At 52.7% G+C, this 24,103-nt stretch carries 27 protein-coding genes; 22 read left to right on the top strand and 5 right to left on the bottom strand.

The genetic code is table 11. The features are described 5' to 3' along the window. Position 1 precedes the first annotated feature (1 nt). From AC0L73_RS11355 to AC0L73_RS11375, 5 genes are read left to right on the top strand one after another with little or no spacing between them, the layout of a single operon-like run. Positions 2-538 carry a DsbE family thiol:disulfide interchange protein gene (locus tag AC0L73_RS11355; RefSeq protein ID WP_473653785.1) on the top strand — a complete coding sequence of 179 codons (537 nt, stop codon included), beginning with the start codon at positions 2-4 and terminating at the stop codon, positions 536-538. Then, positions 538-1,032 carry a cytochrome c-type biogenesis protein gene (locus AC0L73_RS11360; RefSeq protein ID WP_227948107.1) on the top strand — a complete coding sequence of 165 codons (495 nt, stop codon included), beginning with the start codon at positions 538-540 and terminating at the stop codon, positions 1,030-1,032. Before AC0L73_RS11355 ends, AC0L73_RS11360 begins: the two co-directional genes overlap by 1 nt. After that, on the top strand, positions 1,029-2,417 hold the full coding sequence (gene ccmI, locus AC0L73_RS11365; RefSeq protein ID WP_227948106.1) for a c-type cytochrome biogenesis protein CcmI: 1,389 nt from the start codon (positions 1,029-1,031) through the stop codon (positions 2,415-2,417). Before AC0L73_RS11360 ends, ccmI begins: the two co-directional genes overlap by 4 nt. A 37-nt stretch (positions 2,418-2,454) precedes the next feature. Beyond that, positions 2,455-3,018, top strand: a complete 564-nt coding sequence (locus tag AC0L73_RS11370) for an NUDIX hydrolase (RefSeq protein WP_227948105.1) — start codon at positions 2,455-2,457, stop codon at positions 3,016-3,018. A 24-nt stretch (positions 3,019-3,042) separates the two neighbouring features. Further along, positions 3,043-3,801, top strand: coding sequence for a DUF4197 domain-containing protein (locus AC0L73_RS11375; protein ID WP_227948104.1), 759 nt, complete (start codon positions 3,043-3,045; stop codon positions 3,799-3,801). Here the strand turns inward: AC0L73_RS11375 and AC0L73_RS11380 are convergent. Genes AC0L73_RS11380 through dapF form a run of 5 tightly spaced genes read right to left on the bottom strand, consistent with a single transcriptional unit; the run spans position 3,798 to position 8,288 of the window. Then, positions 3,798-4,646, bottom strand: coding sequence for a heme-dependent oxidative N-demethylase family protein (locus AC0L73_RS11380; protein ID WP_473653786.1), 849 nt, complete (start codon positions 4,644-4,646; stop codon positions 3,798-3,800). The genes AC0L73_RS11375 and AC0L73_RS11380 overlap by 4 nt on opposite strands. Beyond that, positions 4,643-5,218, bottom strand: a complete 576-nt coding sequence (locus AC0L73_RS11385; protein ID WP_227948102.1) for a septation protein A — start codon at positions 5,216-5,218, stop codon at positions 4,643-4,645. Before AC0L73_RS11385 ends, AC0L73_RS11380 begins: the two co-directional genes overlap by 4 nt. A 16-nt stretch (positions 5,219-5,234) precedes the next feature. Then, positions 5,235-6,194 (bottom strand): signal recognition particle-docking protein FtsY, encoded by a 960-nt coding sequence (gene ftsY, locus AC0L73_RS11390; protein ID WP_473653787.1) that lies wholly within the window; start codon positions 6,192-6,194, stop codon positions 5,235-5,237. After that, positions 6,172-7,449 carry a tRNA (N(6)-L-threonylcarbamoyladenosine(37)-C(2))-methylthiotransferase MtaB gene (gene mtaB / locus AC0L73_RS11395; RefSeq protein WP_473653788.1) on the bottom strand — a complete coding sequence of 426 codons (1,278 nt, stop codon included), beginning with the start codon at positions 7,447-7,449 and terminating at the stop codon, positions 6,172-6,174. Before mtaB ends, ftsY begins: the two co-directional genes overlap by 23 nt. Continuing rightward, positions 7,449-8,288 (bottom strand): diaminopimelate epimerase, encoded by an 840-nt coding sequence (gene dapF / locus AC0L73_RS11400; RefSeq protein WP_227948099.1) that lies wholly within the window; start codon positions 8,286-8,288, stop codon positions 7,449-7,451. The genes mtaB and dapF overlap by 1 nt, the downstream gene beginning before the upstream one ends. Positions 8,289-8,525: 237 nt before the next feature. Between dapF and ffh the strand changes: the two genes are divergently transcribed. From ffh to AC0L73_RS11485, 17 genes are all read left to right on the top strand, one after another. After that, positions 8,526-9,887: a signal recognition particle protein gene (gene ffh, locus AC0L73_RS11405; protein WP_473653789.1), complete on the top strand. Its 1,362-nt coding sequence runs from the start codon at positions 8,526-8,528 to the stop codon at positions 9,885-9,887. 34 nt (positions 9,888-9,921) lie between these two features. After that, positions 9,922-10,377, top strand: coding sequence for a 30S ribosomal protein S16 (rpsP, locus tag AC0L73_RS11410; RefSeq protein ID WP_473653790.1), 456 nt, complete (start codon positions 9,922-9,924; stop codon positions 10,375-10,377). 12 nt (positions 10,378-10,389) lie between these two features. Beyond that, positions 10,390-10,944, top strand: a complete 555-nt coding sequence (rimM, locus tag AC0L73_RS11415; protein WP_473653791.1) for a ribosome maturation factor RimM — start codon at positions 10,390-10,392, stop codon at positions 10,942-10,944. A 31-nt stretch (positions 10,945-10,975) separates the two neighbouring features. Next, positions 10,976-11,677, top strand: a complete 702-nt coding sequence (gene trmD, locus AC0L73_RS11420) for a tRNA (guanosine(37)-N1)-methyltransferase TrmD (RefSeq protein ID WP_227948096.1) — start codon at positions 10,976-10,978, stop codon at positions 11,675-11,677. A gap of 16 nt (positions 11,678-11,693) precedes the next feature. Next, positions 11,694-12,080 carry a 50S ribosomal protein L19 gene (gene rplS, locus AC0L73_RS11425; protein WP_227948095.1) on the top strand — a complete coding sequence of 129 codons (387 nt, stop codon included), beginning with the start codon at positions 11,694-11,696 and terminating at the stop codon, positions 12,078-12,080. A gap of 67 nt (positions 12,081-12,147) precedes the next feature. Beyond that, complete coding sequence (gene leuC, locus AC0L73_RS11430) at positions 12,148-13,554, top strand: 3-isopropylmalate dehydratase large subunit (protein ID WP_227948094.1); 1,407 nt, start codon at positions 12,148-12,150, stop codon at positions 13,552-13,554. Positions 13,555-13,565: 11 nt separating this feature from the next. Beyond that, on the top strand, positions 13,566-14,171 hold the full coding sequence (leuD, locus tag AC0L73_RS11435) for a 3-isopropylmalate dehydratase small subunit (protein ID WP_227948093.1): 606 nt from the start codon (positions 13,566-13,568) through the stop codon (positions 14,169-14,171). A gap of 33 nt (positions 14,172-14,204) precedes the next feature. Further along, positions 14,205-15,317, top strand: coding sequence for a 3-isopropylmalate dehydrogenase (gene leuB, locus AC0L73_RS11440; protein WP_473653792.1), 1,113 nt, complete (start codon positions 14,205-14,207; stop codon positions 15,315-15,317). A 70-nt stretch (positions 15,318-15,387) separates the two neighbouring features. Continuing rightward, positions 15,388-16,410, top strand: coding sequence for an aspartate-semialdehyde dehydrogenase (locus AC0L73_RS11445; RefSeq protein WP_227948091.1), 1,023 nt, complete (start codon positions 15,388-15,390; stop codon positions 16,408-16,410). A gap of 139 nt (positions 16,411-16,549) precedes the next feature. Then, the gene (locus AC0L73_RS11450) at positions 16,550-17,854 is read left to right on the top strand and encodes a right-handed parallel beta-helix repeat-containing protein (RefSeq protein WP_473653793.1); all 1,305 of its coding nucleotides are present in this window, start codon (positions 16,550-16,552) and stop codon (positions 17,852-17,854) included. A gap of 141 nt (positions 17,855-17,995) precedes the next feature. Further along, positions 17,996-18,871, top strand: a complete 876-nt coding sequence (locus tag AC0L73_RS11455; protein WP_473653794.1) for an HpcH/HpaI aldolase/citrate lyase family protein — start codon at positions 17,996-17,998, stop codon at positions 18,869-18,871. A gap of 15 nt (positions 18,872-18,886) precedes the next feature. Next, the gene (locus AC0L73_RS11460) at positions 18,887-19,951 is read left to right on the top strand and encodes a MaoC family dehydratase (protein WP_227948088.1); all 1,065 of its coding nucleotides are present in this window, start codon (positions 18,887-18,889) and stop codon (positions 19,949-19,951) included. A 100-nt stretch (positions 19,952-20,051) separates the two neighbouring features. Beyond that, positions 20,052-20,441 carry a succinate dehydrogenase, cytochrome b556 subunit gene (gene sdhC, locus AC0L73_RS11465; RefSeq protein WP_227948087.1) on the top strand — a complete coding sequence of 130 codons (390 nt, stop codon included), beginning with the start codon at positions 20,052-20,054 and terminating at the stop codon, positions 20,439-20,441. Between the two features lie 3 nt (positions 20,442-20,444). Further along, complete coding sequence (gene sdhD, locus AC0L73_RS11470) at positions 20,445-20,825, top strand: succinate dehydrogenase, hydrophobic membrane anchor protein (RefSeq protein WP_473653795.1); 381 nt, start codon at positions 20,445-20,447, stop codon at positions 20,823-20,825. Positions 20,826-20,835: 10 nt separating this feature from the next. After that, positions 20,836-22,629 carry a succinate dehydrogenase flavoprotein subunit gene (sdhA, locus tag AC0L73_RS11475; protein WP_473653796.1) on the top strand — a complete coding sequence of 598 codons (1,794 nt, stop codon included), beginning with the start codon at positions 20,836-20,838 and terminating at the stop codon, positions 22,627-22,629. An 18-nt stretch (positions 22,630-22,647) separates the two neighbouring features. Beyond that, positions 22,648-23,424, top strand: coding sequence for a succinate dehydrogenase iron-sulfur subunit (locus AC0L73_RS11480; RefSeq protein ID WP_473653797.1), 777 nt, complete (start codon positions 22,648-22,650; stop codon positions 23,422-23,424). Positions 23,425-23,523: 99 nt separating this feature from the next. After that, complete coding sequence (locus tag AC0L73_RS11485) at positions 23,524-24,099, top strand: FMN-binding negative transcriptional regulator (RefSeq protein ID WP_473653798.1); 576 nt, start codon at positions 23,524-23,526, stop codon at positions 24,097-24,099. Positions 24,100-24,103: the final 4 nt, after the last annotated feature.

Below are 24,103 nucleotides of genomic sequence, written 5' to 3' on the forward strand. Positions count from 1 at the left end.
AATGATGCGGTTTCGGTTTCTTATCCCTGTACTGACTTTCTCCGGTATCGCAGCGGTGATGTGGTATGCACTTTTTAATTTGAACCCAACGGAAATTCCGACGGAGTTGGTCAGTAAACCAGCGCCCGAGTTTGCATTGGAACCTGTACCTGGCTACGGGCCGGGCTTGGCGCAAACGGATCTCGCGACGGGGAAAGTTGTCTTGCTGAATGTCTTCGCGTCCTGGTGTGTTGCCTGTATGGCGGAGCATCCCTTCTTCATGGAATTGAAGACGCAGGATACAGTCGATATCTACGGCTTGAACTATAAGGATACGCCCGAGGCCGCCGCGCAATGGCTCGCACGTCACGGAAATCCATATAAACGCACTGGCATGGATCTGAAAGGCCGGGTTGGTATTGATTTCGGCGTTTATGGGGTTCCGGAAACCTTTATCATCAGTCCTGATGGTAAAATTCTCGATAAAATTATTGGGCCGGTCAGCAGGGATATGTTTGAAAGCCGCATCCTCCCGCTTTTAAATGAGGCAGGATCGTGATGTCATTCCTCCGTCCGGTAATGCTGGCCATGGTGCTTGTGCCTTTAATCGTCATTTCTGCGTCGGCTGTCTTTATTGAGAAAAAACTGGAGGACCCGGCACAGGAGGCACGCGCAAGAGACATTTCTGGCGAAATCCGCTGTCTAGTATGCCAGAACCAGTCAATTCTCGATAGCAACGCGGACCTTGCGAAAGACCTTCGTCAGATTGTCAGGGAACGGATCGCCTTCGGGGAAACGGACGATGAGGTCAGAGCGTTCCTAGTCGCTCGCTTTGGGGATTGGGTTCTTCTCGACCCGCCATTTAAAATGACCACTCTATTTCTTTGGCTTGGTCCTGCGCTGATCTTCCTTCTTGGTGCTTTTGCAATGCTTGTTTTTCTGCGAAGCCGCAATCGCGAGGTTGATGGGGAGAAATCCATCAAGCTTTCCGCGGAGGAAGAAACGAAAATCAACGAGTTGTTGAATTCGGATGAGCCCGGGAAAAACGCATGATCTGGATCGTTTTTTCGATAATCCTGCTTGTCGTGATTATTATTCTTGTCTGGCCTTTCCTGCGCGAAGGCCGCGATTTGCGCGATCATGCGGATCAGGGGCTTGAGGTCTACAAACAGCAATTGGATGAACTCGCGTCCGATGTCTCACGCGGTATTGTTGGCAAGGCAGAGGCTGAGTCCATGGGAGTGGAAATCAAGCGGCGCATGCTCCGTATGGGACGGTTGGATGAAAAAGTGTCCTCCTACTCGGGGCGGCAGGTCGGTTGGCCGATCGCTTTGGTTCTTGCAATTTCAGTCCCGGCCATTTCATTTGCGCTTTATGCCGACCTTGGGTCGCCGAACACCTCCGCCCGACCTTTGATGGCCCGCAATATCGAGGCGGAGAGAGCGGCACTTGAAACACAGGACGTTAAAGTCTTGATCCAGCGGCTTGTTGATGCGCTGAAGGCGCAGCCGGATAATCTCGACGGCTGGGTTCTGCTGGCCCGGACGTTAACCCGTCTGGAGCGATATAATGAAGCCGCGGAAACTTATATGAAAGCGACCCTGCTTGCTCCGAACTCTGCAGAGCTTTTTATTGGGGCGGGTGAAAACTACTATTTTGCATCAGACGGGACAATCACGCCGGCCGCGGAAGAGGCGTTCGAGGCTGCGGCGACGCTGAACCCCAATAATCCGGGTGCGCGTTATTACCTTGCCCTTCGCGATGCGCAGGCTGGGGATCCGTCGGGCGCACTCAAAAGTTGGATCGCGCTTTATGAGGAAAGCCCGGCAGATGCCCCTTTCATGCCAGTTCTCGCGCGACGGATTGAACAGACCGCCGAAGAAACCAACACTGATATTGGTGACCTCTTCGATCAGAAGATCGCAGCGGTAGAACAAGCCGGTCCGAGTTCCGAGGATATTGAGGCAGCGGCAGAGATGTCGCCAGAAGATCGACAGGAAATGATAGCTTCAATGGTGGATCGACTGGCCACGCGCATGGAAGAGGCTCCGGATTATGAAGGACTTATGCGGCTAGGGCAGGCCTATCGCACGCTTCAGAATTATAAGAGTGCTGCCGATGCTTACGCTCGAGCCCGCGCTTTGAAACCTGACGATTTAGAGGCGCTTCAGGCAGAAGCACTCTCACATGTTCAGGCGGCAGGCGATACGGGTGTACCTCCTGCTTCTGCAGTTGAACTATACCGAATGGTTCTTGATCAAAACCCGGATCATCCCCAGGCTCTTTGGTATCTTGGTGTTGCCGAAGCCGCGAGCGGAAATAATGCCGAGGCAATCCATATATGGGCCCGGCTTCAGGCCGTGACAGAAACAGGAAGTGCCGTGAACACCGCCGCGGCGGAGGCAATAAAGAGCCTTTCCGGCGCGAACAAAAATTGATACCGTTACGCTTTAACGGATGGAAAGAAATTAGCCCGTGGCGTCTATAAATCCTGATGATTATGCCTTTGAGCGCAAGATCCCCGCTGACGACAATATGGAACGTCATGTCTGTGCTGATTGCGGCTGGATACATTACGATAATCCAAAGGTAGTTGTGGGCTCCGTTGTTACATTTGAAGATAAGTTTCTGCTCTGTAAGCGGGCGATCAATCCGCGTAAAGGCTTTTGGACGTTGCCCGCCGGATATCTTGAGCAAAATGAAACCACGGCCGATGGGGCGATGCGTGAGGCGTTCGAGGAGGCAAACGCCAAAATACGAATACGCGACCTTCTTGCTCTTTATAGCGTTACCCATATTAGCCAGGTTCAGGTTATGTATCGTGCGGTGCTGGATAGACCGGAGTTTTCTGCCGGGCCGGAATCGCTGGAAGTTCGTCTTTTTGATTGGGATGATATCCCTTGGAACGATCTTGCCTTTCCTACTGTTTATTGGGCACTACATCAGTATAGACAGATAAAAGATTCTAAGTATTTTGCGCCGTTCTCCAATGCGGAGGGGGAAATGCTTGAAAAATCATATGAGATTTTACGTCGCTAACAGGCTTATTTGAGGATTTCTAGAATGAACAAAACAATGGCAATCGTAGCGATGGGCGTCGCGTTTGTGCTCGCAGGCGCGACAAATTTGCAGGCAGGTCTGCTCGACAAGCTGCAAAAGACGATCACCGATACGACATCGTCTTCTTCGGGCGGATCCAGCAGCGGTGCGGCGAGTAATCTATCAACCAGCCAGATCACAGAGGGTTTGAAAGAGGCGCTCAAGGTTGGCACGGAAACGGTGGTTGGCCAGATTGGGACAACAGACGGATATAACGGCGATCCAGCGATCCATATCCCGTTGCCCGAGAAAATGCAGCAAGCACAGTCATTGTTAAAGAAATTTGGCCTCTCCGGCATGGCGGATGAGTTGGAGGAACGGCTGAACAGAGGTGCGGAAGCTGCGGCCCCCAAGACCAAGGAAATTATCTATAACGCCATTTCTGAAATGACCCTTGAAGACGCGCAAGGGATATATAGCGGCCCTGATGACGCGGCGACGCAGTATTTCCGCAAAGTCACCACAGCAGATTTGACAGAGACTGTCCGCCCGATTATCGAACAGTCATTGCAGGATGTTGGTGCAATTACGGCTTATGATAATCTTGTGTCACAATATAAAACCTACCCCCTTGTACCGGATATCAAGTCTGACCTGACGGGCCATGCGACGGAACAGGCGTTGGAAGGTTTGTTTTACTACCTTGCACAGGAAGAGGCAGCCATCCGCAATGATCCGGTCAAACGGACAACGGAAATTCTGACTACAGTATTCGGGAACTAGGTGAGCGCCTCTTTCAGGTAATCCGTGATCAGCGTTTCATAGCGGGGAAGTGATTTATAGTCGCGCATGTCTGTTTCCATCGTCTTAAGACTATGGAGCAGACATCCAGCGCGATTGCGATCTACGCATATTTCGGCAAGGCTGTTGTTGAAAATGCGGATCGTAAAGAGGACATCCCCACTGTTACCGAGACGTTGGAGGGTTTGCCGCTCCACGCGGAAAAAAATCTTTTCGCCAATATTTTCTGGAGTTATTGAACAGTCAACAGGCCGTTCGTGACGCCACCAGCCGGGTTGAAAAAGGGCATTGCTGTCATAGAGGCCCCAGTTAAACCGCTCTACCTTCTTGCCGGGCTTCAGGTTACGAAAGAACCGGTCTATCGGACTCCCCAATCGGTCATTCAATCCGGGTACGGGCTGGTGAATAGTCTGCATAGGTCGGCCGACCTTTTCAGCAAGGTTCCAGCCAGTTGGAAAGCAAACACAGGCGGCAACCAGGATATAGCCTTCTGGAGCTTCTCGCATCAGGACAAGATCTTCCTGAACCATCAAAGCCGCTTGGGCTAGCGGGCTTGGTTCTTCTCCCAACGTCTCAGCTGGAGTTACCCTTGAATGATGTGTGGCGAGATCTTCCGAGATCAGACGATATATATGCTGTTGCGCTTGATCAGTGCCAGCGGTCTCGGCAAAAACCTGATCACGATAGTCGCCTAATAGGCGGCGCTTTTCCGTAATATCCTTTGCATATTGGTTATCGATATCAAGGAAGGATCGGTCCCTTAACGCCTGCAATCCCATCGTCAGGCGGAAATCCGTGCCATCGAGAGGAAAGTAACGGAAGGTCATGTGTCCGTGTCGGCTTTTTCCTGATTCATGTGGCGTGTGATCATAGGTACCTGCGCGACGAAAAAGAGGAAGGTCGCGGCGGTGAAGCCGAATACCTTGATATTTACCCAAAGCTCCGTCGAAACGCTACGCCAGATAATTTCATTGGCGATAGCCATGAGAAGGAAGAAGGAAGCAAGGCGTATGGTCAGTTTTTTCCAGCCGTCATTATCAAGATCCCAGAAGTTGTCGAACAGGACTTTGACAAAGGATTTTCCAAGAATCAGCCCGGCGAATAGGATGACAGAAAAAATAGCGTAAATAATCGTCGGCTTCATCTTGATGAAGGTTTCATCATTCAAATAAAGCGTCAGCCCGCCGAAGACCATCACGACAACCGCTGTGACCAGGGGCATCATGGGGAGGCTTCGGGTATAGTAATATGATGTCGCGAGGGCGATCAGCGTCGTGATCATAATGGCGCCCGTCGCAATAAAAAGATCGCCAAAATAGTAGGCGGCGAAGAAAACCAGGATCGGCCCCAACTCCGTCGCCGGTTTCAGCCCCTTTGGCATTGCTCTTTCAGTCGCCATCTTTATATGGTCCTTTTTAAGTGTCTCCGGCACCTGACAGGGCGCGGGCAAAATCATTTGCGGCGAAGGGTTGCAGGTCGTCTTCGCTTTCGCCAACGCCAATGGCATGAACAGGCAGGCCGAATTTGTCGGCGATCGCGACCAGCACACCGCCCCGTGCCGTTCCATCAAGTTTTGTCATCACCAGACCGGTAACGTTACAGATTTTTCCAAAAATCTCCACCTGGCTCAAAGCATTCTGGCCCGTAGTGGCATCCAGCACGAGAAGACAAGAATGCGGCGCATCGGGTTCAAGCTTTTTTATAACCCGAAGAATTTTTTCAAGCTCGGCCATCAGGTCGGATTTATTCTGTAATCTTCCGGCAGTATCGATCAGTAACAGATCAGCGCCATCTGCTTTCGCTTTTTCAACCGCACTAAAGGCAAGGCCTGCTGCATCGCCGCCCACCTTCGTGGTGATCACGTCGCACCCTGTGCGCTGGCCCCAGATTTGAAGTTGTTCCACCGCGGCCGCGCGGAAGGTATCACCGGCCGCGAGAACTACTTTCTTGCCTGCCGCCCTATATTGCTTGGCGAACTTGCCGATAGTTGTTGTCTTGCCGGAGCCGTTGACACCAACGACCAAAACAACGTGAGGCTTGCGGCTTTCATCAAGGACGAAAGGCGCGGCCACTGGATCAAGAATGGCTGTGACTTCTTCCGCAAGCGCAGCGCGGATTTCCTCAGGAGCGATTTCCTTGTCATATCGGGTTTTAGCAATATTGGCCGAGATGCGGGCGGCTGTTGCGACGCCGAGGTCCGCGCTAATCAGTAGTTCCTCCAACTCCTCAATTACGTCATCGTCAAGCTTGCGCTTGGTGAAGATATCGGTGATCCCGCCTGAAATTGCAGAAGAGGAACGTTTTAGTCCGTCACGCAGGCGACTGAACCAGCCTTTTTTTCTTTTGTTTCGCTCATTGGTCCTTATTCTCGGCAAGTTCTGCAAAAACTTTTTGACCGTTCGTGCCAGTAATTCTGACCGGGATAATTTCGCCACCGATTGCCGAGAAGTTAAACTCAACCGGTGCATAATGGCGTGTCCGTCCCGTCGTTTTATTCTCAACGAGGACGGATTGCTCGGTCCCGACGAGGCTCTTTAGAAATTGCGCAAGATTATGGTCGCCTGCGGTACGGAGATCAGCCGCACGCGCTTTTCGGATGTCTCCCGGAACCTGTGGCATTTTTGCGGCAGGTGTACCGGGGCGCGCTGAATAAGGGAAGACATGCATATAGGCGATGTCACATTCCTCAATCAGCTTGAGGCTGTTGACCGCCATCTCGTCAGTTTCGGTCGGGAAGCCCGCAATGATATCCGCGCCGAAAACAACTTCTGGGCGGAGCCGACGCGCCTTTTCAACAAAGGCATAGACGTCATCGCGAAGATGTCGCCGTTTCATTCTTTTAAGCACCATGTCATCGCCCGCCTGGAGACTAATATGCAGATGCGGCATCAGACGCGGTTCGGTCTCGATCAGTCGCCAAAGATCATCATCCACTTCCACAGGATCGAGGGAGGAAAGACGAAGCCGCTCCATTTCCGGCACTGCGGCAAGAAGGCGGCGGCACATCTGCCCGAGGGTTGGAGAGCCGGGTAAATCCTCGCCATAGGCGGTTATATCAACGCCGGTCAGGACAAATTCCTTGTATCCATTCCCGGTGAGGGAGCGAGCCTGGTCAACAATCGCGCCTATGGGCACGGACCGACTATTGCCGCGGCCATAAGGAATGATACAGAAGGTGCAGCGATGGTTGCAGCCATTCTGGATTTGCAGGAAGGCACGGGCGCGGCCATCGAATCCTTCGATAAGATGCCCCGCCGTTTCCTCGGCTGACATGATGTCATTGACCTGCATCCGCTCCGCCTGCTCCAGCCCGAAGGACTGCTGCTCCAGCTTCTCTATATTGCCGAGAATCTGGTCAACCTCCGGCATGGAGGCGAATTGTTCAGGAGTCGTCTGCGCGGCGCAGCCGGTGACGATAATTTTGGCGTCGGGATGCTCCCGGCGCGCTTTGCGCACAGCCTGTCGCGCTTGACGTTCTGCTTCGTTCGTCACGGCGCAGCTGTTGATGATGATCGCGTTTGTCAGCCCCGCTGACATTGCATGACCGCGCATCACTTCGGATTCGTAAGTATTCAGGCGGCAGCCGAAGGTGATGATTTCGGGCGCGGCAAGCGGCTTGATCTCACCCATTACGCTGCCCCTTTCAAAAGATCGGGGCCTAGGACGCCGCGATAGGATGTCGCGATGGGGCCGCCCATAAAAACATGTCCCTTGTCGCCAATCCGCATATCAAGCGGGCCACCGTTCAGGTGCAATGTTGCCTCTTTTCCTGCTATGCCTCTTTGATTTGCTGCCACCATTGTGGCGCAGGCCGCGGATCCGCAGGCGAGCGTAATGCCAACACCGCGTTCCCAAACGCGCAAGCGGATATCACCATTGGCCATCTTGCTGGCAATGCTGATATTGGCTTTCTCGGGAAAGAGCGGGTCTGTCTCAGCAATTGGTCCCCATTTTTCAAGGTCAACGACGTCGGCGTCCTCAACAAAGAATACCGCGTGGGGATTGCCCATGTTCACGCCAACCGGATCATTTAGCGGGCCGATGGTGAGGTTGATATGCGTCGTATCCTCCTCTCGGGAGAGGGGGATATCCCGCCAACCCAGATTCGGCGTTCCCATGTCGATCACAATGTGATGACGGTCCTCGGTCGTTCCGGCTAGAAATCCCGCCCTGGTCTCTATTGTGACGGCATTCTTATCCGCTTCCTCCATGAGGAGATGGGCGACGCAACGGGTGGCATTTCCGCATGCCTCGGCCTCGCTGCCATCGGAATTGTAGATACGCATAAAGATATCAGCATTCTTCGCTGTCGGTTCCATGACAATCAACTGGTCATATCCCACGCCCCGATGCCTATCCGCAATGGCACGGAGCGCTGGTCCTGAGAGGTCAGGCAGCGTCGCCCGTCCATCAATGATGACGAAATCATTGCCAAGGCCATGCATCTTTATAAAGGGTATCTGTTCCATACCCCGCGATATAGGCGTTTCGGTGCCTTCGGTCCAGCACATTTATCATAGTGGATTGGTGGTTATGCTTGACTTATGATGGGGTCTATGGCTAATTCCAGCCAATCACGACAATCGAGTCGCAACATACAAGTGCCGTAATAGGCATCCGCCAGCCCGCGAGTTTCGCGCCCTGGCGTTTTTTGCGTTGTTTGGCTTAGTTGTCAGAATTAGGATTTTGAACGGGTTTAGAGCCGAATGTTTGAAAGTTTGACAGGCAGACTGGGTGATGTACTTGGGCGATTGACCAAGCGCGGCGCACTCACGGAAGCAGACGTCACGGAAGCGTTGCGCGAAGTCCGCGTTGCTCTCCTTGAGGCGGATGTTGCGCTGCCCGTTGTCAAAAGCTTTATCAAGCGCGTAAAGACCAGAGCGGTGGGCACGGAAGTTCTGAAGTCCGTCAATCCAGCGCAGATGGTGATTAAGGTTGTCCATGACCAGCTGATCGAAATGCTGGGATCGGAACAGCAGGAGCTTAATCTCGTCGCGGTTCCGCCAGTTGTCTATATGATGGTCGGCCTGCAGGGTTCCGGTAAAACCACCTCTACAGCGAAAATCGCCAAATGGCTGACCGAAAAGCAGAGCAAAAAGGTCATGATGGCCTCTCTCGACGTGCGTCGCCCCGCCGCTCAGGAGCAGCTCAAGATTCTTGGTGAGCAAACAAATATTGCGACCCTGCCGATCATTGAAGGGCAAATGCCGGTCGAGATTGCGAAGCGTGCCGTTCAGTCAGCGAAGCTACAGGGTATTGATGTGGTTCTGCTCGATACTGCGGGCAGACTTCATGTAGACGAATCCCTGATGGCTGAAATGGACGCCGTCCATAAGGAAAGCCGTCCGACGGAAACCCTGCTGGTTGTCGACAGCCTGACAGGTCAGGATGCGGTCAATGTGGCCGAACAGTTCAAGTCGCGTGTTGATGTCACCGGTATTGTCATGACCCGGATAGATGGCGACGGACGCGGTGGTGCGGCACTGTCCATGCGCGAAGTGACGGGCTGCCCGATCAAGCTTCTTGGTACTGGCGAAAAGCTGGATGAACTGGAGGCTTTTCATCCTGACCGTATTGCTAACCGCATTCTTGGCATGGGCGATATTGTCTCGCTGGTTGAAAAGGCCGCCGAGACAATCGAGAAGGACGAGGCTGAAAAACTTGCCCTTAAAATGCAGAAGGGCATGTTCGATCTTGATGATCTGGCGAGCCAACTGCGCCAGATGCGTAAAATGGGCGGCATGAACAGCCTTGTTGGCATGCTGCCGGGCGTCGGCAAAATGAAAAAACAACTGGATGCCGCCAATCTTGACGACAAGTTACTGGTTCGTCAGGAAGCGATGATCCAGTCGATGACGCCGAAGGAACGGCGCAACCCGCAAATTATTGCTGCGTCCCGCAAGAAGCGTATTGCGGCGGGATCAGGCATGTCAGTTCAGGATGTCAACCGTCTGCTCAAGCAACATAAGCAGATGGCAGGTATGATGAAAAAAGTGAAGAAGCTTGGCAAAAAAGGCATTGCACGCGGAGGCATGCAGGGGCTTTTGCCGCCAGGAATGAAGTTATAAATGAATTCGAGTTTGTTAAAGGAAAGAACGTAATATGGCACTTAAAATTCGCCTTACCCGTCAGGGCGCAAAAAAGCGTCCCTTCTATCGTGTCGTTGTTGCTGAAGCCAGCAGCCCGCGTGATGGACGGTATATTGAGCGTCTGGGCACATACAACCCGATGCTGCCGAAGGATGATGAAAACCGCGTGTCCCTGAATGGGGAGCGGATCCAGTACTGGATCGGCAATGGCGCAAAGGCAACTGATCGTGTAGCGCATTTGATGGCAACTGCAGGTCTAGGCGAGAAACCAGTTCGCAACAACCCGGAAAAAGCCAAGCCAAAAGCCAAGGCGCAGGAACGGCTGAAGGAGCAGGAAGAAGCACGTCAGGCCGCAAAGGAAGCTGAGGCAGAAGCCGCAGCCGCCCCTGCCGAAGAGGCAGCACCGGTTGAGGAAGCTGCCGCTGAAGAGGCTCCTGCAGAGGAAGCGGATCAGAAGGCTGAGGCCTAAGGGCGTATTCTTGTGCCTGAGGTGGGAATGCTGCTGATGGGCGTAGTCGTCGGGGCCAAAGGCATCAAGGGCGAAGTGAAGATCAAAAGCTTCACTGAAAACCCGGAAGATGTTGGTGCTTATGGCCCTTTGATGGATGCATCCGGAAAAATGACCTTCAATCTGAAGATAGTTGGCCTAAGCAAAGGTTTGCCGGTGGCGCGGATTAAGGGTATATCAGATCGCAACGCGGCCGAGGCCCTGAAAGGGACGGAGCTTTACGTGTCGCGGGACAGATTGCCCGAAACGAAAGAAGAGGAAGAATACTATCATGCGGACCTGATCGGTTTGCCGGTATTCTTTCAGGACGGAACGAAATTTGGCATTGTTCTACGCCTGCATGATTTTGGCGCAGGGGATATGCTGGAAATTGTGCCCGAGGGGAAAGGCGAAAAGGCAGCGGTCTTGGTTCCTTTCACCGTCGAGATGGTGCCGGAGGTTGATATTTCCGGGGGGCGGGTTGTCGTTGAGTTAGGTGAGGACTTTTTTGAAGTTCCGGAAAACCCGGAGAGTGCGGCGAAGCCGTAACGCGGATCGAGATGGGAAAAGGGAATAGCGGATGGTTTGGACCGCCCATATTTTAAGCCTTTTCCCGGAGATGTTTCCGGGGCCGTTGGGCCTAAGCCTGGCGGGCAAGGGACTTGAAGAGAAAGCCTGGGACCTGACGGTCAGAGATATTCGCGATTTTGCCATTGGCAAGCACCGCAATGTTGATGACAGTCCTTTTGGTGGCGGCGCCGGAATGGTGATGCGACCGGATGTATTAGGCCCGGCGATTGATGCGGCTCTTGCAGCGTCCGAAGATGTTACGCGGGTGATCTATTTTAGCCCCCGTGGCCGGGTCATGGATCAGGCCTTTGTTCGGGAACTGGCGGACGGGCCGGGCGCGGTTATGGTTTGCGGCCGCTTCGAAGGTGTGGATCAGAGGGTTTTGGAAACCCGCAACGTGGAAGAAGTCAGCCTTGGCGACTTCATCCTGTCCGGCGGCGAGATTGCGGCGTTGGCGTTATTGGATGCGGTGGTTCGCCTGCTGCCCGGTGTTACCGGGAACAGTGAGTCGCTGGAAGAAGAAAGTTTTGCGGATGGGTTATTGGAATATCCCCATTACACTCGTCCACCGGTCTGGGAAGACCGGGCGGTCCCGGAAGTTCTGCTTTCGGGACATCATGAGAAAATCAAGGAGTGGCGACTTCGCCAGTCCGAAGAGTTGACCAAGGAACGAAGGCGGGACCTGTGGGACCGTCGGAAGCGTAATTTTTGATAAAAGGGTGAAAGCCATGAATACGGTTGAAAAGCTAGAGCAAGAGCAAATCGAGAAACTCACCGCAGAACGTCCTGTGCCTGAGTTTCGCCCCGGGGATTCCCTTCGGGTGCATGTGAAGGTTGTCGAGGGCACGCGTGAGCGTATCCAGGCCTTTGAAGGTGTCTGTATTGCCCGTAACGGCGGCGGCATCAATGCGAACTTCACAGTTCGGAAAATTTCCTACGGTGAAGGTGTTGAGCGTATTTTTCCGCTCTATTCTCCGCGTATCGACCGTATTGAAGTGATCCGTCAGGGCGTTGTGCGTCGGGCGAAGCTTTATTACCTTCGCGAACTGCGTGGTAAGAAAGCCCGTATCCGCGAACGCCGTGAAGACCGCTACGCCAGCAAAAGTGGCGAATAGTTCGCCGATTGATGTGCCTGCGGAATATGAATGAATAAGAAAATTTGACGAATTGCGAGGATAGAAAATGGGAACCCCTAGAACCTTGTACGATAAAATCTGGGACAGTCACGTTGTGGATCAACTGGAAGACGAAGCCTATATTCTATACATCGACCGTCATCTTGTTCATGAAGTAACCAGCCCGCAGGCCTTTGAAGGGTTGCGTGTCGCGGGGCGCAAGGTTCGCCGCCCCGACGCAACTTTTGCGGTTGCCGACCATAATGTCCCGACCAAGGATATCGAAAAGGGAATAACCGACCCCGAAAGTAAGCTTCAGGTAGATACACTGGAAGCAAACACGGCGGAATTCGGCATTCCCTATTTCTCCATGACTGATGACCGGCGCGGGATTGTGCATATCATCGGGCCGGAGCAGGGATTGACCCTGCCGGGCATGACAATCGTATGTGGTGATTCCCATACCTCGACCCATGGTGCGTTTGGTTCTCTGGCGCATGGCATCGGAACCTCCGAAGTTGAGCATGTGCTGGCCACCCAGACACTGGTTCAGGAAAAAGCCAAGAACATGCGGGTAACCGTCAGTGGTGATTTACCTCCCGGTGTGACAGCGAAAGATATTGCCCTTGCCATTATTGGCAAGATTGGAACGGCGGGCGGCACCGGTCATGTGATCGAATATGCTGGTGATGCTATCCGCGCGCTTTCCATGGAAGGGCGGATGACGCTCTGTAATATGACGATCGAGGCGGGCGCCCGGGCCGGACTGATTGCGCCCGACGAAACCACTTTTGAATATATCAAGGGTCGCCCTTATGCCCCAAAGGCCGGCACGTACGAGCAGGCCGTCGCGTATTGGAAGACGCTGAATTCTGACGAGGGCGCGTATTTCGATACGGAGGTGGAACTCGACGCGAGTGAGTTGATTCCGTATGTGACATGGGGCACCAGCCCGGAAGACGCGCTGCCAATCACAGGCTCAGTCCCTGCGCCCAGTGATTTTGCGGATGAGGGCAAGCGCGGTGCGGCTGAGCGGGCGCTTAAATATATGGGCCTGACGGCCGGCATGAAGCTTTCCGATATCGAAGTCGATCACGTTTTTATCGGCTCCTGCACTAATGGCCGGATCGAAGACTTGCGTGCTGTCGCGAAAATTGTTGAGGGCAAGAAAGTCAAGGATACAGTGAACGCGATTATCGTTCCGGGATCCGGACTGGTCAAAATTCAGGCAGAAGACGAAGGTCTCGACAAGATATTCGAGGCCGCGGGATTTGAATGGCGTCAGCCGGGTTGTTCCATGTGTCTGGCCATGAACCCGGACAAGCTCGCGCCGGGTGATCGTTGTGCGTCAACGTCCAACCGGAACTTTGAGGGGCGTCAGGGACAAGGCGGACGGACCCATCTGGTGAGCCCTGCGATGGCCGCAGCTGCGGCCGTGACCGGTCATCTGACAGACGTGCGGGACCTGGGATAAGGAATAAGAAAATGGAAAAATTCAATAAGCTCACGGCGGTTGCCGCGCCAATGCCTTTGGTCAATATCGATACCGATATGATCATTCCCAAGCAGTATTTGAAAACCATTCAGCGAAAAGGCCTCGGGAAAAACCTGTTTGCTGAAATGCGCTATAATGATGATGGTACCGAAGTAGAGGATTTTGTCCTTAATCAGCCAGCCTATCGCAACGCTGAAATTCTTGTGGCAGGCGATAACTTTGGCTGTGGGTCTAGCCGCGAGCATGCACCGTGGGCATTGCTAGATTTCGGAGTCCGCTGTGTGATTTCCACAAGTTTTGCCGATATCTTTCATAATAACTGCTTCCGCAATGGAATTTTGCCGATTGAGGTATCGCCTGAAGATCTCAGTAAACTAATGGAAGATGCGGAGCGCGGCGCCAATGCGACAATTTCTATCGATCTGGAGGCTCAGGAAATCCGGGGACCAGACGGCGGTGTCATTCATTTTGAGATCGACCATTTTAACAAGCATTGCCTGTTGACGGGCCTTGATGAAATTGGGTTGACCATGAAAAAGGAAGACAAAGTCGCGGAATATGAAGAAACCCGCAAAATGCAGCAGCCTTGGCTGTAATCTGAGATCCGGTTATTATGAGAGTGAATTGTTATGGCATCAAATAAATCCCTGTTGATCCTGCCCGGCGACGGCATTGGCCCTGAAGCGATGGGCGAAGTGCGCCGCATTGTTAGCTGGATGGAGGACAACCGCGCCGTTTCCTTCGATGTTGACGAAGATCTTGTCGGCGGTTCATCCATCGACAAGCACGGCATTCCGGTTACGGATGAAGTCGTTGAGAAGGCCCAGAATGTGGATGCGGTCTTGCTCGGAGCTGTTGGCGGCCCGAAATGGGATAACCTCGATTTTTCAATCAAGCCGGAGCGTGGTCTGTTGCGTCTGCGCAAAGATCTTGAGCTTTTTGCGAACCTCCGCCCGGCAGTCTGTTTCGATGCGCTGGTCGATGCGTCCAGCCTGAAGCCAGAACTGGTAAGTGGCCTTGACATTATGATCGTGCGCGAGTTGACGGGCGGTGTTTATTTTGGTGAACCACGTGGGATCGAAGATCTCGGTAACGGTATCCGCCGTGGTGTGAACACCCAAGTCTACACGACACCGGAAATTCAGCGGGTTGCCCGCGTTGCCTTTGAGCTGGCGAAGAAGCGCGATAACCGCGTGTGTTCCTGCGAAAAAGCCAATGTGATGGAATCAGGCGTTCTCTGGCGCGAGGAAGTCACGAAAATCGGCGAGACGGAATTCCCGGAAGTGGAACTTAGCCATATGTACGCGGATGCGGCGGCCATGGAACTCGTTCGTAAGCCCAAGCAGTTTGACGTGATCGTCACTGATAACCTTTTTGGTGACATTCTCTCCGATTGCGCGGCAATGCTGACCGGTTCCCTTGGTATGCTGCCGTCGGCGTCTATTGGCGATATCGATGAAACCGGACGGCGTAAAGCCCTCTATGAGCCAGTTCATGGCTCCGCTCCGGACATCGCGGGTCAGAATATCGCTAATCCGATCGCCACTATCCTCTCCTATGCCATGGCATTGCGTTATAGCTTCGATATGGACGGTGAAGCGGATCTTGTGGAAGAGGCAGTGCAAAAAGTGCTTGCAAGTGGCATTCGCACTGGCGATATCATGTCAGCGGGCATGACGCAGGTATCAACCACGGAAATGGGTGATGCCATTATCCGGGAGTTGGACAAGGCAAACGGTTAGTTCCTGCTATATTGCGCGTTTGATTTAACCCCCGGCGCAGAGATGCCAGGAAATAGAAGAGATTAAGATCATGGGATACAGAGTTGCGGTAGTCGGCGCCACTGGGAATGTGGGCCGTGAAATGCTGAATATTTTGCATGAAAGACAATTTCCGGTGACGGAAGTTATCGCGCTCGCGTCGAAACGTTCTGTTGGACGCGAAGTTTCCTTTGGCGATAAAACGCTGAAGGTGAAAGCTCTGGATGATTTTAACTTCACGGGAACGGATTTCGCTCTCTTTTCCGCAGGCGGTACGGTGTCGGCGAAATTCGCTCCGATTGCGGCTGCGCAGGGATGCATAGTCATTGATAACTCCTCGCACTTTCGTATGGACCCGGACGTGCCCTTGATTGTACCGGAGGTTAATCCGCAGGATGCCGCAGGATATACCCGAAAGAACATTATCGCGAACCCAAATTGCTCGACCGCACAGCTTGTCGTGGCGCTGAAGCCTTTGCATGATGCGGCCGTTATCAAGCGCGTCGTGGTTTCGACCTATCAGTCGACGTCCGGTGCGGGCAACGAGGCAATGGACGAATTGTTTACCCAGACCAAGGGCATCTATGTGAATGATACGCCGACCCCGTCAAAATTCACCAAGCAGATCGCGTTTAACGTGATCCCGCATATCGATGTCTTCATGGACGACCGTTATACCAAGGAAGAATGGAAGATGATGGTCGAAACCAAGAAGATTATCGATCCGAAGATCAAGTTGACAGCGACTTGTGTGCGGGTGCCAACATTCGTCGGCCATGCCGAAAGCATCAATATCGAGTTCGAAAACGAGTTGAGCGCGGATCGCGCGCGGGAAATCCTGCGCGAGTCACCGGGCATTATGGTTGTCGATAACCCTGAAGAAAACGGGTATGTAACACCAGTTGAATGTGTCGGGGACTACGCTACTTTTATCTCGCGTATTCGCGATGATGCCACGATTGAGAACGGTATCAACCTGTGGTGTGTCTCGGACAATCTTCGTAAGGGTGCGGCCCTGAATACAGTTCAGATTGCGGAACTGGTAGGACGCGAATATTTAAAAAAGGCGGCCTAGTCGCTCTAAAGACCTAAAACGAGCCGGGTTGACGCAGCTAAATTTTGCGTCAGCCCGGCTTGTTCATTTTTGGCGGTTGTCATAGTCTTTTGGAATGTTAAAACAGCTGTGCGGCTGTTTACAATCTCCGGAGGTCGTTATGACGGCACATACTCTGAAAATCAGCGGAACTCTCTTTGTCATTCTTGTGGTTACCCTATCATTGATCTCTCAAGCTCTGGCACGGGATCATTTCGTGAATCCGAGTTCGGCGGGAGGGGCGGCAGATGGAAGTGCCGTATCGCCATGGTCTGATTTGCAGGAGGTTTTGGATGAAAATACTATCCAGGCTGGCGATAGAGTGATTCTGGCGGGAGGAGTGTATGGCCGACTTCTCATTCAGAACAGGGAAATGTCCGAGATGACATCGGTCGTTGTCGCCGAAGGTCAGCAAGCAATATTCGAGAATGTAGAGATTAAAGGAAGCGCCAACTGGTCTTTGACAGGCTTCACCGTGACGTCGGAAGGCCTTCGAGAACAGGGCGAAAGATATCATGTCCGTATCGACAAGAATTCTCGTCATATCAAAATTGACAGCTTCACCATTTATACGGTTGAGGATATTTCTGATTGGTCAACGGACGACTGGAATGAAAAGGCGCTGGACGGAATATTTTCGGAGGCGGAGTATGCGGACATTCGCAATAACAAAATCAGCAATGTGAACTTCGGAATTTCTACGCTCGGTAAGCATAGCATTGTCGCAAACAACGAAGTGAAGAATTTCTCCGGCGACGGGTTGCGTGGTTTGGGCGATCATAGTCTGTTTGAAGAGAATGTGGTAAAAAACTGCTATCAGGTAAACTCGAACCATTCTGACGGGTTTCAGTCATGGTCAACCGGCGCGGACGGGCGGCCTGGGACCGGCGTAATCAAAGATGTGACCTTTCGCCGTAATCTAATTCTGAATTTTGAAGACTTTAATCAGCCCTTTGTTTGCAAACTTGAAGGGATAGGGATGTTTGATGGCGTCTATGAAGATTGGACCATCGAAAATAATATTATCGCCGTCGACAATTGGCATGGAATATCGGTTTTCGGTGCGCGGAATGTCCGGATAAAGAATAACACAGTGATGGATATCGACTATTTTCCACCCGGCCCCGCCACGATCACGATCATCTCCGTTTCGGAAGGTGATCCGGCGGACGCCAGTCTCGTTGCCAATAACGTCGCGAATGAAATAAAAATCGAAGGTGAAGGCGTTGAGCGTTTCGGCAATATTGAAATTGATGATTTGGATGATGTGTTTGTTGACATCGACGACGGAGATCTTCGTTTGCCAGAGGATAGTGAGGTTATTGACAACGGGGAGCCCGACCCGAAAATGACAGTCGATTATTTTGGCAACTCCCGACCGTCTGGAAAAGGGCTAGATGTAGGCGCCGTGGAGATGCAGCAATGACGCATCGATCCGTCGGTATGTGAAACGCAAGCATTTTTCTTCCTAATTGTTGCGTCGCAATAAAAACCCTTTATGATGCGGCCCGCATCACTTAATTTGCTGAAGATTTTTGAATAGGGCGTCGCGCCCGAGGGACTAACAATGACAAAAAACATTCGCCCCCGCCGTTCGGTTCTTTATATGCCGGGCTCCAACGCCCGCGCTCAGGAAAAAGCAAAGACACTTGTCGCAGATGCACTTATCCTTGATCTTGAAGACGCGGTTGCCCCCGACGCTAAGGGAGAGGCCCGCGACATCGTCTGCGCTAACGCGGCCTCAGGTGACTATGGCAATCGCGAAATCATCATTCGGGTCAACGGACTTGATACCCCTTGGGGGGAAGATGACATTATTGCGGCCGCCAAAGCAGGTCCCGACGCAATCCTGCTTCCCAAGGTTGAAAGTGCGGACCAAGTTCAGAAACTCGAAAAAATTATGACGGATGCTGGTGCACCGGAAAAGACGACAATCTGGTGCATGATGGAGACGCCGCTCGGTATTCTGAAAGCAGAAGAAATTGCTTCCGCCAGCCCGCGTGTTGACTGCTTCGTTATGGGCACTTCTGATCTTGTTAAGGAATTGCAGGCACAGCATACGCCGATGCGCCTTCCGGTGATTACTTCGTTCGGGCTTTGCCTTCTTGCGGGGCGTGCCTATGGCCTTACGGTTCTGGACGGTGTTTATCTTGATCTTGCTGATGAGGATGGTTTTCGTGAGTCCTGTGAGCAGGGCGTGGAGCTTGGGTTTGATGGCAAAACATTGATCCACCCGAAGCAGCTCGCCCCGACAAATGAAGTCTTCGCTCCTTCCGAAGAGGAGGTGGCGCATTCCCGAAAAGTCATCGAGGCGTTTGAAGCCGCCGAAAAAGAAGGTAAGGGCGTTGTTCTGGTCGACGGTAAACTTGTCGAAAACCTTCATGTTGAAATCGCGAAAGCAAAAGTTGCCATGGCGGATGCCATTGCGGCCGCTGCCGAGTAAAGGGAGGGGAATTCGATGAGTAAAACCAATCCCGGAAATTACTTCGAAGACTTCAAAATCGGGCAAGTGCTTGATCATGCCACCCCGCGCACTATTACCGAAGGTGATGTATCGCTCTATACGGCGCTTTACGGCGGGCGTTTTGCGCTGCAATCGGCGGATAGCTTTGCCATGGATTGCGGGCTTGAAGCCGCTCCAGTTGATGATCTTCTGGTCTTTCATATCGTCTTTGGAAAGACAGTTCCCGATGTTTCCCTGAATGCAGTTGCCAACCTTGGCTATGCGGATGTGCAGTTCAAGACGCCGGTTTTTCCGGGCGATACGGTCAGGACAAGTTCAACGGTAATTGGCCTTAAGGAAAATTCCAATGGCAAGACTGGCGTTGTCTATGTCCGCTCCACGGGAACCAATCAGATGGGCGCGATCGTGCTTGATTATGTGCGATGGGTGATGGTCCGTAAAAAGGATGAAAATGCCCCCGCACCAGAAGACGTTGTGCCGGACTTGCCGGATCGAGTTGATCCCGCGCAGATTTCTTTGCCGCAGGGAATTGATTTCTCTGGCTATGACGCAACTCTTGCCGGGTCGCCACACTATTTCGAAGATTACGAAGTAGGTGAAAAAATCGACCATGTCGATGGCATGACGATTGAAGAAGCCGAGCATATGATGGCGACACGGCTCTACCAGAACACCGCCAAGGTCCATTTCAACCAGCATCAGATGCAGAATGATCGTTTTGGCCGCCGCCTGATTTACGGCGGTCATATTATCAGCCTGGCGCGCGCCCTTTCTTTCAATGGCCTCGGGAATGCCCAGCTAATCGGCGCGATCAATGGGGGATCCCATACAGCGCCAACATTTGCGGGTCACACCATCTACGCCTGGAGCGAAATTCTGGAAAAATCTGAGCTTGCCGATAGTCCAACGGCGGGCGCGCTTCGTATTCGAACAATCGCGACAAAAGACACTTCTTGTGAAGGTTTTCCTGATAAGCAAGATGACGGAAAGCGCGATCCCGCCGTTGTGCTTGATATTGATTATTGGGCGGTCTTGCCAAAAGGGACTCTCGAGGTGTAATAAGTATATAGTTCTATTGACTTGAGATGGTTGGGGATTAAACTCCTCGGCAAAAAACAATAAGAATATTCGGAATTTTATCAGCGAGAAAGACTTCCAAATGGCGAAAATTGAAAGACCATTGTCGCCACATCTGCAGATCTATAAGCCGCAGATCACGATGGTTACCTCAATAACACATCGCGCGACAGGTATCGCTCTCGGGGTGGGGACGTTATTGCTGGCATGGTGGCTGATTGCGGTTGCCGCAGGACCAGAGGCATACGCCACGGTTACGGCGTTTACGACCTCCTGGTTTGGACAGATCATTCTGTTTGGTTTTACTTGGTCGCTGTTCTATCACCTCTGCAATGGAATTCGCCATCTCTTCTGGGATATGGGTCAGGGATTTGAGCTGCCGACCATGCGGAAGTCTGGCATGGCGGCGATTATTGCCTCTATCGTTCTGACCCTGCTCACCTGGATTATCGCCTACGCTATGGGAGCTTGAGCTATGGGAATGAGAGCCCCTCTTAAAAATGTCCGCGGTTTAGGTTCTGCGAAAGAAGGCACGACACATTGGTGGCATCAAAAGGTGACTGCTATCGCCCTGATCCCGCTATTTCTGATCGCGATAGGCTGCTTTCTCAGTCTGGTCGGTGCCGATTATACCCACGTGCGTTACGTGCTTGGGCAACCCTTTATATCAATTGTGATGTTATTGCTGATTGTGGCTATGTTTTACCACCTCAAGCTCGGCATGCAGGTTGTTATTGAAGATTATATTCATACAGAAAGCACGAAAGTTTTTCTGTTACTGCTTAACAGTTTTTTCTGCGCGATCGTCGGCCTGTCCGCAGCGCTCGCAATATTGAAACTGGCCCTCGGGGGATAAAGAAAAGATCATGTCAGAAGCCTATCCAATTACAGAACATAAATATGACGTGGTCGTCGTCGGCGCGGGCGGTGCAGGTTTGCGCGCGACTATGGGCATGGCCGCGGCCGGCCTCAAAACGGCTGCGATTACAAAAGTATTCCCGACCCGTAGCCATACAGTTGCCGCGCAGGGTGGGATCTCCGCCTCACTCGGAAATATGGGTGAAGATAATTGGCAGTGGCATATGTATGACACAGTCAAGGGGTCAGACTGGCTCGGCGATCAGGATGCTATTGAATATATGTGTCGTGAGGCACCTGCTTCAGTCCTGGAGCTGGAGCAATTCGGTATGCCTTTCAGTCGGACCGAGGAAGGCAAGATTTACCAGCGGGCCTTTGGCGGGATGACGACAGAATTTGGTGAGGGCCCTGCCGCGCAGCGCACCTGCGCTGCCGCCGACCGGACCGGTCACGCCATGCTGCATACGCTCTACAGTCAGAGTCTGAAGCATGACACAGAGTTCTTTATTGAATATTTTGCCCTTGATCTGATTATGGACAAGGATGGCTCTTGCAAAGGCGTTCTCTGTCTCTGCCTTGAAGACGGCACCTTACATCTGTTCCGGGCGCATATGGTGGTTCTGGCAACAGGCGGTTATGGCCGCACTTTCTTCTCTTGCACTTCTGCGCATACATGTACAGGTGATGGCGGCGGCATGGTGTTGCGCGCCGGACTACCACTTCAGGATATGGAGTTTATCCAGTTCCATCCAACCGGCATTTATGGCGCGGGTTGCCTGATCACTGAGGGTGTACGCGGTGAAGGCGGTTTCCTCGTCAATGGCGAAGGTGAGCGCTTTATGGAGCGCTATGCGCCTCATGCAAAGGATTTGGCCAGCCGCGATGTCGTGTCTCGGTCGATGACCATTGAAATCCGCGAAGGCAGAGGCGTTGGCCCGCGGAAAGATCATATCTATCTACATCTGGACCATCTTGATCCGGCAATGATTGATGAGCGCTTACCGGGCATTTCGGAAAGCGCGCGAATTTTTGCCGGCGTCGATGTGCATAAGGAGCCGATCCCCGTTCTGCCGACGGTTCATTACAACATGGGCGGTATCCCGACGAACTATCATGCGGAAGTTGTCGATCTGAAGGACGGCAACCCAGACTCGGTTGTGCCCGGCCTGATGGCTGTAGGTGAGGCGGCATGTGTTTCCGTTCACGGCGCAAACCGTTTGGGTTCCAACTCGCTGATCGACCTTGTGGTCTTCGGGCGTGCCGCTGCGCTTCGGGCAAAAGAAGTGGTAACACCAGGCGCTGCCCACGCACCGCTTCCCGCAGACGCTTGTGATGAGGCACTTGGCCGTCTTGATAAATTCCGCAACGCAAACGGCAGTAGCTCAACAGCAACTATTCGCGACAATATGCAGCGAGTGATGCAGGACGATTGCGCCGTATTCCGGACCAGCAAGACCCTTGCCGAAGGTGTTGAGAAGATCAACAAGGTGTGGGAACAGATGCCGGATATTAAGACGACCGATCGGTCACTTGTCTGGAACTCCGATCTTGTGGAAACATTGGAACTGGACAACCTGATCCGGCAGGCGGTCGTCTCAATGACGGCGGCGGAGAACCGCAAGGAAAGCCGCGGGGCGCATGCCCATGAGGATTTCCCTGATCGCGATGATAAAAATTGGATGAAGCATACGCTTACCTATCACAGCGATAAGGGCGGAGTTAAGCTCGACTACCGTCCGGTGCATGATTATACGCTGACGGAAGAGATCGATTACATCAAACCAAAGGCACGTGTGTATTAAGCGCGTTAGGAATGAAACATGGTTGAACTGACATTACCAAAAAATTCAAGGGTCGGTACCGGCAAGACTCATCCAAAGACGGATGGGGCGACGAATACTAAGACATTTAATGTCTACCGCTGGTCGCCGGATGACAATCAGAACCCGGCCATTGATACATATTATGTCGATCTCGACACCTGCGGGCCGATGATCTTGGACGGGCTGATCAAAATCAAGAACGAGATTGATCCGACCCTGACATTCCGCCGTTCCTGCCGGGAGGGGATTTGTGGTTCCTGCGCGATGAATATCAACGGGACGAACACCTTGGCCTGCACGACAGGCATGGATGAGGTGGACGGTGATATCAATATCTATCCGCTTCCGCATCAGCCCGTAGTGAAGGACCTGGTGCCGGATCTTACCAATTTCTATGCGCAGTATGCGTCGATCAAGCCTTGGCTGCAGGCGGAAACGCCGTCCCCGTCGAAAGAACGGTTGCAATCGAAAGAGGATCGCGAAAAACTCGACGGGCTTTATGAGTGCATTCTCTGCGCATGTTGTTCGACTTCCTGCCCGAGCTACTGGTGGAATTCTGACCGGTTCCTTGGCCCGGCCATCCTTTTGCAGGCCTACCGCTGGATCATTGATAGTCGGGATGAGAATACGGGTGAACGTCTCGACAATCTCGAAGATCCGTTCCGGCTCTATCGCTGTCACACGATCATGAACTGCTCGAATACCTGCCCGAAGGGCCTGAACCCGGCGAAAGCGATCGCCGAGATCAAAAAGATGATGGTGGAACGCCGATAATTGGTTCTTTAAGAATGAATGGATTGGCTCTTTTGCGAAGCCAATTTCACGATAAAGTAAGGCCGCTACAAGGAGCGGCCTTTTTTATGGAATAAGCCAATGTATGTCCCGCCACATTTTAACGCACCCGGGAAGGAAACTTTGCTCCGGCTTTTACCTGAGGCAAGTTTTGGGCTTCTGGTCTCCATCGGAGAGGACGGCGTGCCGATAGCCACGCATCTTCCTTTTTCCTATGACCCGGATCACGGGGAGCATGGAACGTTGAGTGCCCATATGGCACGTGCCAATCCCCATGGGCAATTGCTAGGTAAAGGCGAGGCGCTGGCTATATTTCAGGGTCCGCATGACTATATCTCACCGAACTATTATGCGACGGATGTGAATGTGCCGACATGGAATTATGTCGCGGTGCATGCCTACGGAACGCCGGAGATCATCGAAGATACAACGAGGGTTCGAAAGCTCCTCGACCAACTAACCGAGGATAACGAAAAAGGCCGGACAGAGCCATGGCGCGCCGACATGCTGGATCAAAAGCGGTTGAACGGGCTGATGCGGGGTATTATTGCCTTCGAAATTCCGATTGACCGGATCGAGGGGAAGGCCAAACTCGGGCAAAATAAATCGCCCGAGGATCAGGCGGCTGTTGAGGCGGCCATCGGTAAGTTATGGTAGCCGC

It is taken from the genome of Sneathiella sp. D3-11, assembly GCF_055809395.1.